Source organism: Mesorhizobium sp. M0139, from assembly GCF_040322455.1.
Classification (GTDB): domain Bacteria; phylum Pseudomonadota; class Alphaproteobacteria; order Rhizobiales; family Rhizobiaceae; genus Mesorhizobium.
The window spans coordinates 117,134-125,865 of sequence record NZ_JAMYTN010000003.1 but is presented as its reverse complement, the minus strand read 5'-3'; the positions used below and the strand labels follow the sequence as shown (position 1 = coordinate 125,865).

The following is an 8,732-nucleotide window of genomic DNA, read 5'->3' as shown; positions in this document are numbered from 1 at the left end:
TGCGCCTTGGTTTAAACGCCGGATTTCATGATGTGGTTGTGGATTTATCGGGCTTTAGCCGACCACGACACGTCATGGCCGTTTGCCATTGCCCAGAGAGGCATGAATTGCGTTGCGGAACTCGGAAGGCGAGGCAGGCTTTGCGACCCATGTCCCGTGAAGGAAAATCGGATCGTGAAAACCCGAATTGGCGTAGCTTGCCGAATGGACGACAAAGGGGATGTTTCGGGCGTCAAGCAACGTAGCTATTCGTTCGAGCGCGATAAACGCCTCGTCTTCCAAAATCGCAACGAACCTATGGTGGTCCAATTATCGCAGTCCTTTGCTCTCCGAACCGATCGGCAGCGCAGCACGCCGCCTGACCGGTTCCACCCGGTGGTCGAAGCTCACGGCAATTTTCTTACCGGACATGGCATGGACCATAAGCCCGACCAATTCCTCGTCGTCGCAGCGACACTGAGGAAACCTTGCGCGGATTTCATCGACCGCAAACGCCGTCGAGATAATGTCGTCAGCGCGATAGCCAGAGATCACCGCGTAGACTGCGCTATAGGTTTCAAGGTCAATGACTTCGGTTTTCAGCACATCATCCTCCCTGCGGAAGGCCGACGGCAGAGGCGCCGGATGTCTCGCAAAGATTGCTAGATGCCGGCATCGAGTCTTCGGCGCTGTATCCTGTTCATTCTATGACGGTTGGCCGCGCTGTCGATAGCTCTGCAAGGCTTTGTACGCTTCCAGACACTGATTCACGCGAGCGACCAGATCAGGCAATCGTGCCGTTCATATACGTTTTCCGGTTCACTGTAGTGCCGTCCGCCAACTGAAACAGTCCGCCCGACCAGAATGACGATTGTCGGCCCTTTCACTTGAAGCCCCCCAGATCAGCGAGTGAGTTGTGGCCAACACTCCAACACCTCCGTCATGCTGGCCGCCTCAATCTGCTCACTGAAGCGGGAATGGTAGACTTCCATCAGTGCGTCATGGGTCTGGTCGGCAGAGCTGCAGATGGCATCGGTGACGAGAATGACGCGAAAGCCACGATCGATGGCGCCAAGCACGGTCGCGAGAACGCAAACGTCGGTTTCGCCACCGGTGATCACGAGCGCACGCACGCCGGAGCCACTCAGCAGCGCGTCGAGCCGCCCCTCGGTCCAGGGTGAATAGACATGTTTGTCGACCACCGTCGCCGGCGGTACAAATCGTGCAAGTTGAGGCATCAGCTCGATCAGGCGCGGATCGATGTTGGAAAGGGTTACCTCCGCCCACCGACGATAGTAGTTTGCCCACATTCCCGGCGCCTCGCCCGGGCGGGCGGCAGGAATGAAGCGCGTGAACAGGGTACGGCTGGCATGTCTGGCGACCAGTTCTTCGATCGCCGGGACCACCTTTTCAGCCCACGGCACGGGCCAAGGTCCACCCGGCGCAAACAGGCGCTGCATGTCGACGCACAGATGCAGGCCATCGTCGCCTATTGGTCCGTGAATCAATCCTTGGGCGGCCACTGGTGCATTCCGTCGGGTTTGGGTTACTGGCCTGCCTGCCGCGCTGCATCGGCCTCAGCCACATCAACAGTGTAAAGCAATTCACCGTTTTCGTTGGATACCCTCACAAGCCAGCCGGACAGAGCGTCCGTGCCAGGCTGCAGGTCGGCGAGAAGATCGATTGCGCAGCGGATAGCTTCGGACCGGGCCGCCTCAAGGCTCGCCATCCTCGACGGCGGTATGCGTCGGCTGGTTTCGCCATCGCGATACTCAAAGACATATACGTCGCCGGCGCCGTCGCTTGCAGAGGTTATCTCGACCTGGTCGAAATTGCCGTTGCTGCTCGCGTCATATTCATTGGCTGCGAGATCAAAGGTCGCTGTCTGGACCAGGATTGCCTTTGCGCGGGCAAGCACGTCATCTTCAGCTTGTATCCCGACGTTTGCCATGTCCACCGTAACGCAGTCGCCGCCCTCGCCGCAAAATATCACCCGGCGAACCGACTGCCCGTCTGGCGCCCTGGCATTCACCACTTCGGTCCGAACGACTTGCATGACACTCTCCTGCCTGTGTCTGACAATGTTCATGGTGCGGTTTCGGTTCCTGCGGATGCAGGGCGTCGGCCCGGCTGTCGAGACCGACAGGATTTCCCCCCACCGGACATTCACGGTGCACCGAGCCCCCGCCGCAGGAACAATTCGAACGGAAACGCGTTGCCCTAGCTGGAAACGGGATAAGCGCAAAATGGCCGCGCCACGTGCTGCCTGGAAGGGCTTCTTGAAGGTTGGTTCGGTTACTTGCGGCGTGAAGATTGTCGGCGCAACCAGCGAAGCATCCAAGATCCATTTCAAGATTTTGAACCGCAAGGACGGTCTGCCGGTCAGGAGCGTCTACGCCGACGAGGAGACCGGAAAGCTGGTGGATGCAGCGGATCAGGTGAAGGGTTTCGAGATCGAAAAGGACGAATTTCTCCAGATCGAACCTGACGACATAAAGGCGTTGAAGCTGACGTCGAAGCACACGCTCGAAGTCGGCGAATTCGTATCGATTGACGATATCGATACGCGCTATCTCGAGAAGCCCTACTATCTGATCCCGGCCGACGGCGCCGCAATCGAAGCATACGGAGTGATCCGCGATGCCATGAAGAACAAGGGCGTGGCCGCTCGATCCTGCGTGGTGCTCTACCAGCGCGGCCGCGAAGTGCTGATTCAGCCCTATGGCAAGGGGATGGTGATGACCGAGCTTCGCAACCACAACGAAATGGTTTCGGAAAGCACTGTGTTCGATGGATTGGCCAAGCAGAAATACGACCCCGATCTGCTCGAAATCGCCGGCATGCTTATTGACAAAAAAGTGACGACCTTCGATCCCTCGAAATTTGAAGACACCTATGAAGACGCGCTGATCGCCATGATCGATGCAAAGCGCAAAGGCAAGAAGCTGCCGAAGCCCGCACCAAGGCCACAGGAGAATGTCATCAACCTCGCTGAGGTGCTGAAGAAGAGCCTCAAACAGGAAGGGCTGGCGAGATCCACAAAGAGAGCCTCACCGAAACGCAAGACAGCATAGTTGATAACTGCCCAGCCAGAAGGTCCGCACAGCAGCTCCAGCCGCCCTTAATAGCTCGGAACAATTCTCGCGGTTGCCCGTTGGCCACCAAGGACGATGCCTTATGGCCGAGATCAAGAACGTCGACAGGGCAGTCCTCAAAGAGCCAGAGGCAGCGGATGCCAACATTGCGCTCAAAGGAGCCGGAACGCAGGACTCTGATCGGGCGCCGACAAGCCCCAGGACCGCTGGCCATCGGTAAAAATACATGGGGTGTGAAAAGACCCTTTCGCCTCCAGACGCGGCGACGCGCGACCTGTGGCGGGCCGAACCCCACGCCCAAGCGAAACCCGGAGAATAGATGTGCCCCCCAAACCAGAGCCAACCGAAGAGCCGCCAGTGGATGCGCCGACGTGGACGCCGGACATACGCGAGCCTGAGCCGGATCTTCTTCCCGACGAAGTGCCAGTTCCTAATCCGGACGAGAACCGTGATCCGCCAAAGCGAGGCGTGGTGACAGACTGAACAACGAGTTTGGTCCGGCATCCTCCTGCAAAGGCGTTTATCTCGCCGCCGGGTTCAAGATCGCCAGTGAAATGCGACTGGATTTGGCTGCGCCGAATGCTTGACGGATTTGGTCTCGATGGTGTGGACCTGTCGACGCCTCGCCAAGCCTCATTTTCCAAGTATCTGTTCGAACGTGCATTGCTTCGGGCTTTTGTCAGGACGCCATCGCAGAAATTTGGTGCCATGACGGAAACGATCGCCGGTGACATGATCGAACCGCACCTCCGCCACCAGTTCGGGCCGCAATGGCTCCCATTGTCCGCTTCTTTCCGTGCTCCACCGACTGGGACCGCCCGGCGCTTTTCCCGTGAAGCCAGGAGCCGATCGCAAAGCTTCAAGTTGTCGCGTAAGCTTGGCCCTGTCCTCCCGGGCGATCGTCGAAGTGAACCCGACATGGTCGAGTTGCCCCTGGTCATTGTACAGGCCAAGCAACAGGGAGCCGACTTCACGCGAATTCGCCAGGTAGCGGAACCCTCCGACGACACAATCGGCCGTGCGCAGGCGCTTGACTTTGACCATGGCGCGCTCGCCGGGTCGATATTCGTCATCGAGAAGCTTGGCAACGACCCCGTCGGTCGAACCTTGTCCGGATTGGCCAAGCCATCTGCCTGCCGCCGCCAAATCACGCGTCGCCCGAGACAGTTCGAGATCCTTTCGCGCGGCCGACTTTACGAACAGTTCGAGTGCAGCGCGCCGAACCGAGAGCGGCTGCTGCATCAAGGCGCCCTCGGAGGTCGCCAACATGTCAAAGAGGATCAGCTTTGCCGGCGTCGCGACCGACAGTTTCCGGATCCTGCTTTCCGCCGGATGCAGCCGCATCTGCAAGGCGTCGAAAGAAAGAGAGCCTGCAATTTCGATGACGATCTCACCATCGACCACGAACTCTTTTGTTTTCAGTTCATGCAACATCGCGACGACTTCCGGGAAATACCGCCCTAACGGCTTGCCGGATTTTGCACGCAACTCCACGGCCGCGCCGGATTTAAAGGCCAGGCAGCGGAACCCGTCCCATTTGGGTTCGTATTGCCATCGGCCAGCATCGGCCGGCAACGTGTCGGCAGCCTTTGCTTCCATCGGCGCCGTGCTCAACGCCACGCCGAAAGACGATTTTACACTCGTCGGCAGATCGCGAGAGATGGCAGATTCGCCCGTCATGAAAGTTCCGTGGACAACGATGGAGATCGACTCAACGCAGCACTGGTGCCGGCTTTGGAAAAAATCATGCTCCAACAGGGTTAGGTCATGATGAGATTTCAACCAATCTCATCATGACCTGGGACGGTCTACTCGGCAGCCTGCATGTTGATCTTGCTTTCCGCCATTTCGGTGAGCTTGCGATCGGTCGCCTGCTCTTCTTTCAGGTTCTTGGCCAATACGTTGGCGCAGTCACTGCGGCCAAGCTGCTTGGCCCAGGCGATGAGCGTGCCATATCTGGTCATCTCATAGTGTTCGACCGCCTGCGCCGACGCTATCAGCGCCGCGTCTAGAACCTCCTTGTCGTCGACGTCGCCGCTCACATCGTCGGCTTCCTCCAGAATGCCGTCTATCGCCGGGCAGTTGACCTCCTTGGCCTTGACGCCATGCAATTCGAACACCTGTTCGACGCGCTCGATATGGCCTTTGGTCTGCTCGAGGTGTTTTTCGAATCCGGCCTTCAATTGCGGATCGGTTGCCTTGCCGATCATCTTCGGCAGCGCTTTCTCGATCTGCTTTTCGGCGTAATAGATGTCGCGCAGCGTGTGCACGAAGAGATCGTCGAGTGTCTTGATGTCCTTCGAAAAGAAGCCCATGGCCTTACCTTTCATTGTGCAGAAGTTCGGGTTCGGCGGCGGCTTGCCCGCCACCCGCGGAGGCCGGGAACTCGTCCCGGCTTGCTGGTCAACGCACCGGTGCCGGAGGAGTTCCTGATTCCGAGCCGGCCGTTACTCCTTTTCGGGACGCTGCGATCCATCTCCGGAGGAGCTTTGACCCGATCACACGTTCCATGGTCCAGACGAGGACCCTCAGGCGCACGCCGGCGCGGAAAAACTGACGGCCAGGAGAGCCGAAACGTGCTGTGCGCCGCAAGCTCTCGCAGGCGATGGCTGCTTCGGCAGATGCAATGCCAGCGCCGGGCGCGCACTATTGTCGGGAGAACTCTTGGTCAAGTATGCGAAGGCCCTCTTCATATTTGGCCGCCGACGCTCCGACCTGCCTCGACTGCCAGATGTTGTCCTCCAGATCGGCGCGTTTTACGGGGAGCGCCACTGGGTTCGACGCAGCCCGCCGGACAAAGGCGAAATACTCCTCATCCGGACTGCGCGACATGGCATCGACCGCCGCGGCAATTGTCGGTCCGAAGCCTGCTTCTTCGAGCTTGGCGCGGGTCCAGCCTTCGCCTTTCTCCAGAACGTCATGAAGGTAGGCAACAGTCTTCTGATCGATTGTCTCGACAGCGTCGACGACACGGCGGCAATGCTCGATATAGGGCCGCCCGGTCTTATCGCGCTGCGACGCGTGAACCTCCTCCGCAATCTTTGCCGCCTGGTAGAAAATGCTCATCGCGCCTGTCCTTACCGTGATTGTCTCTGCCTGATGAAACCTATTCGACGATATGTGGCGTGTGTCGCTTGTCCTCGGCAGGGTCGACATCGATACGGGCCTTTTCCGGATCGAAAGCGCCGTGACCTGCAATAGCCAGAGCGGCCGCATCGGGCGTTTCGTAGGCCCACATGAAATCGTCGGAAGAACTGCCGACGGCGTGGACACGCCAGTAGCTTGCGGTGCCTTTAAGCGGGCACCGGGTGGTGGTGTCGGTCTTTTCGAAAAGATCGAAATAGATGTCCTCGAAGGGGATATAGAAAACGGGCTCGTGCCCGTCTTCACGCAGGACCTTCGCCCGCTCCGTAGCTGCGACGATGGCGTCGGAAAACCGCACCGTCACCGTGCCGGAAAACGGTTCTATGGCCAATCGGCCAAGGTTTTGCTGTGAAGTTGCGCCTGAAGTTTGCATCTGAATTTCTCCCTGGCGATTACCGCAAGATGCCTGGAGACGAAATGCGCGGCGGCGCTTCAGGTTCCGGCATGTCCGATGAAGCTGAATGGCAGCCGGCCTTAAAGCGCCTACCGCCCGCCGTATCCAGCAGTACTCGTCAGTAAGGCGCGGTAAAATGCTCGTCCAACCCATTCGAAGACTTTGGAAGGACGACACGGTCATCGCTGCCGTGGAGCGTCAGGGCTGGCACCGAAATGATCTTCGCCGCCACTTGCCGGCGGGCGAGTTCGTGGCTGGAGATGCTCCAGCTGTTTGGCCGTCGTCAGCTGCCGCCTCATGTACGGGCTCCGGGGCGGCCTCAGTTGCTGCCAAGTGGGCCGCAAGGTCCCTATAGACCTTGCCCCTGCCGCCATCGTGTTTAGCGATCAGGCCAAGTAGGTCATGACGGCTTAGCTTTGCAATCTTCATTAGGAATTCGAATTCGTGCTTCGGAATCGAGGCTGCTAGGCGATCGAGTTTGGCCCGCCGGGTCTCTTTGGACACATGTGCTCCTATGTATCCAGGCAGCATGCGAGGCACGTATTCGGAGGCCCGCCATTGTCTTGATGGCGGGCCTTCGGGCGGCCGAAGCCGCTAGGTCCATCGGCTACTTGTTGCAATTTTGCACGGTCGAGGTCGTTGCGCCACTTGCAGTGTTGTTATCGATGTCATTGCCTGCGGCGTCCTTGCAACGGTCGGTCATGCCGTTCGATTTTGTAGTCGAGTTTGTGGAATTCGGATCGGTTGGCACGGCCGCATTCCCGCTGCCAGTGCCATTGCCAGCGGCGCCGCCGCTGCCAACAGTTCCAGTACCAGTTCCATTACCCGTGCCAGCCGTTCCGCCAGCACCCGTTCCATTTGTCTGCGCCAAGGCGGAACCGGCCAAGGCAATAGTTAGCACCGACGCGGCTAGAATTTTCTTCAACATTGGAGTCTCCGTGTTTGAATCGCCGAATTGCGATCGCTTTCCCAACGACAGGTTTTTCTCATTGTTCCCGGCGTAATGGATTGTGATCCGCAGCAGCCTTCGTCGAGGTGGACACTCTTGACGGCGCACGAATTGTGATGAGACCTGACAAGGCAGGATGGGCTTTGTTCAACACCAAAGCGATATGTTGGGCGCGGCTGCATGCATCCGACGCGGATCGCGATGCGGAATGTGGGCAAGACGGGTTACAACAGAAGCGGCGATCAGAGCTGAGACCGAACCGGGCGCCTTGATGTTAATCTGACGGTTGAATCTCAAGACCATTCCGACGCAGGAGCAGAAGGCATGCCGGCTCAACCCGAAGGATTTACAATCGCTCTGGCTCACAACGGGGATGCACGAACGCAGGCGGCCGCTGCGCTCTACCGACAAAATATCGAACAAACCGGAATCGATGACCGGGCAGTGATCGGCGCGGAGCTTACCGACCCCTCGGGAAAGATCTGGGGTGGAATTTGGGGCAGAACGGAACTGGGGCTCCTGTTTCTCGACATGTTCTTCTTGCCTGAAAAATTGCGTGGCCGATCCTATGGATCACAGCTTCTTATGGCGATTGAGGAGGAAGCCATTAGGCGCGGATGCAAGAGAGCCGTCGTCGAGACGAGCAGTTTCCAGGCGCCTCAATTTTACCGGCTTCATGGGTTTGAGGAATTCGGCAAAGTCGAATTCGTTATTCCAGGACAGGCCCGCATCTTCCTTCGCAAGAACCTGCAGTAATCTTTGCGGAGGCGCCATCCGCGCGAACGGCTGTTCGCCGGCAAAATGCCGGCGCCTTAGCCCTCCCGAGCCGTAGCCATCTACTCCCGAAGGTCCTTTTGCCCTTTCCATCCGGGAAGCTCGGTCATCGGGCATAGCAGCCGCGGTCGCGCCGGATCGGAGATATCGAGTTTATCCCAGGGAATGCGGTACAGGCCGTCGCGGCGGCGCAGCCGAAGCAGGTCGAGCATCGCGATGCCGATGGTCGAGGCCGACAGACGCTCGAACGCGGCGTAGATGCCAACGTGGAATTCAGTAACGACGAGCTCGTCGCCACGCTGTTCGGCGAGAATCTCTTCGATGTGACCGATGCTCTTTCCACGCTGCGAGAGCACGCGTCGCCCGGCAAGATGTTCGAGGTTGACTGTCCTCATCA

Annotated in this window: 11 protein-coding genes; 2 read left to right on the top strand and 9 right to left on the bottom strand. The window is 58.6% G+C overall.

Annotation, left to right across the window (positions count from 1 at the left end; translation table 11 throughout):
• Positions 1-309: 309 nt before the first annotated feature.
• The 3 genes from NKJ58_RS05640 to NKJ58_RS05630 all read right to left on the bottom strand — a co-directional run bounded on the left by NKJ58_RS05640 (position 310) and on the right by NKJ58_RS05630 (position 2,068).
• Positions 310-585 carry a hypothetical protein gene (locus tag NKJ58_RS05640; RefSeq protein WP_023681179.1) on the bottom strand — a complete coding sequence of 92 codons (276 nt, stop codon included), beginning with the start codon at positions 583-585 and terminating at the stop codon, positions 310-312.
• A gap of 296 nt (positions 586-881) precedes the next feature.
• Positions 882-1,502: a cysteine hydrolase family protein gene (locus NKJ58_RS05635; RefSeq protein ID WP_352459537.1), complete on the bottom strand. Its 621-nt coding sequence runs from the start codon at positions 1,500-1,502 to the stop codon at positions 882-884.
• 23 nt (positions 1,503-1,525) lie between these two features.
• Positions 1,526-2,068 (bottom strand): DUF6894 family protein, encoded by a 543-nt coding sequence (locus NKJ58_RS05630; RefSeq protein ID WP_023700055.1) that lies wholly within the window; start codon positions 2,066-2,068, stop codon positions 1,526-1,528.
• Positions 2,069-2,225: 157 nt separating this feature from the next.
• On the opposite strand from NKJ58_RS05630, the gene ku reads away from it, so the two are divergent.
• Complete coding sequence (ku, locus tag NKJ58_RS05625) at positions 2,226-3,053, top strand: non-homologous end joining protein Ku (protein WP_023681176.1); 828 nt, start codon at positions 2,226-2,228, stop codon at positions 3,051-3,053.
• A gap of 654 nt (positions 3,054-3,707) precedes the next feature.
• On the opposite strand, the gene NKJ58_RS05620 is transcribed toward ku, so the two are convergent.
• From NKJ58_RS05620 to NKJ58_RS05600, 5 genes are all read right to left on the bottom strand, one after another.
• A complete protein-coding gene (locus NKJ58_RS05620) occupies positions 3,708-4,754 on the bottom strand; it encodes an ATP-dependent DNA ligase (RefSeq protein WP_023815880.1) in 1,047 nt (348 codons plus the stop codon).
• A gap of 128 nt (positions 4,755-4,882) precedes the next feature.
• Positions 4,883-5,389, bottom strand: a complete 507-nt coding sequence (locus tag NKJ58_RS05615; RefSeq protein WP_023668075.1) for a YciE/YciF ferroxidase family protein — start codon at positions 5,387-5,389, stop codon at positions 4,883-4,885.
• A 331-nt stretch (positions 5,390-5,720) separates the two neighbouring features.
• Positions 5,721-6,140 carry an HD domain-containing protein gene (locus NKJ58_RS05610; protein WP_023744501.1) on the bottom strand — a complete coding sequence of 140 codons (420 nt, stop codon included), beginning with the start codon at positions 6,138-6,140 and terminating at the stop codon, positions 5,721-5,723.
• Between the two features lie 40 nt (positions 6,141-6,180).
• Positions 6,181-6,591: a DUF427 domain-containing protein gene (locus tag NKJ58_RS05605; RefSeq protein ID WP_023704637.1), complete on the bottom strand. Its 411-nt coding sequence runs from the start codon at positions 6,589-6,591 to the stop codon at positions 6,181-6,183.
• A gap of 628 nt (positions 6,592-7,219) precedes the next feature.
• Positions 7,220-7,540 (bottom strand): hypothetical protein, encoded by a 321-nt coding sequence (locus tag NKJ58_RS05600; protein ID WP_031195797.1) that lies wholly within the window; start codon positions 7,538-7,540, stop codon positions 7,220-7,222.
• Positions 7,541-7,885: 345 nt separating this feature from the next.
• Here NKJ58_RS05600 and NKJ58_RS05595 point away from each other — a divergent pair, with 345 nt between their 5' ends.
• Entirely contained in the window at positions 7,886-8,317 is a 432-nt protein-coding gene (locus NKJ58_RS05595; protein ID WP_023804854.1) for a GNAT family N-acetyltransferase, read from the top strand.
• Between the two features lie 80 nt (positions 8,318-8,397).
• On the opposite strand, the gene NKJ58_RS05590 is transcribed toward NKJ58_RS05595, so the two are convergent.
• On the bottom strand, positions 8,398-8,730 hold the full coding sequence (locus tag NKJ58_RS05590) for a hypothetical protein (protein WP_023736049.1): 333 nt from the start codon (positions 8,728-8,730) through the stop codon (positions 8,398-8,400).
• Between the last annotated feature and the right edge of the window lie 2 nt (positions 8,731-8,732).

Bases quoted from the DNA above. Each gene is read 5' to 3' on its own strand.
- NKJ58_RS05630 (WP_023700055.1), bottom strand. From the start codon at position 2,068: ATGAACATTGTCAGACACAGGCAGGAGAGTGTCATGCAAGTCGTTCGG.
- ku (WP_023681176.1), top strand. From the start codon at position 2,226: ATGGCCGCGCCACGTGCTGCCTGGAAGGGCTTCTTGAAGGTTGGTTCG.
- NKJ58_RS05620 (WP_023815880.1), bottom strand. From the start codon at position 4,754: ATGACGGGCGAATCTGCCATCTCTCGCGATCTGCCGACGAGTGTAAAA.
- NKJ58_RS05615 (WP_023668075.1), bottom strand. From the start codon at position 5,389: ATGGGCTTCTTTTCGAAGGACATCAAGACACTCGACGATCTCTTCGTG.
- NKJ58_RS05610 (WP_023744501.1), bottom strand. From the start codon at position 6,140: ATGAGCATTTTCTACCAGGCGGCAAAGATTGCGGAGGAGGTTCACGCG.
- NKJ58_RS05605 (WP_023704637.1), bottom strand. From the start codon at position 6,591: ATGCAAACTTCAGGCGCAACTTCACAGCAAAACCTTGGCCGATTGGCC.
- NKJ58_RS05600 (WP_031195797.1), bottom strand. From the start codon at position 7,540: ATGTTGAAGAAAATTCTAGCCGCGTCGGTGCTAACTATTGCCTTGGCC.
- NKJ58_RS05595 (WP_023804854.1), top strand. From the start codon at position 7,886: ATGCCGGCTCAACCCGAAGGATTTACAATCGCTCTGGCTCACAACGGG.
- NKJ58_RS05590 (WP_023736049.1), bottom strand. From the start codon at position 8,730: ATGAGGACAGTCAACCTCGAACATCTTGCCGGGCGACGCGTGCTCTCG.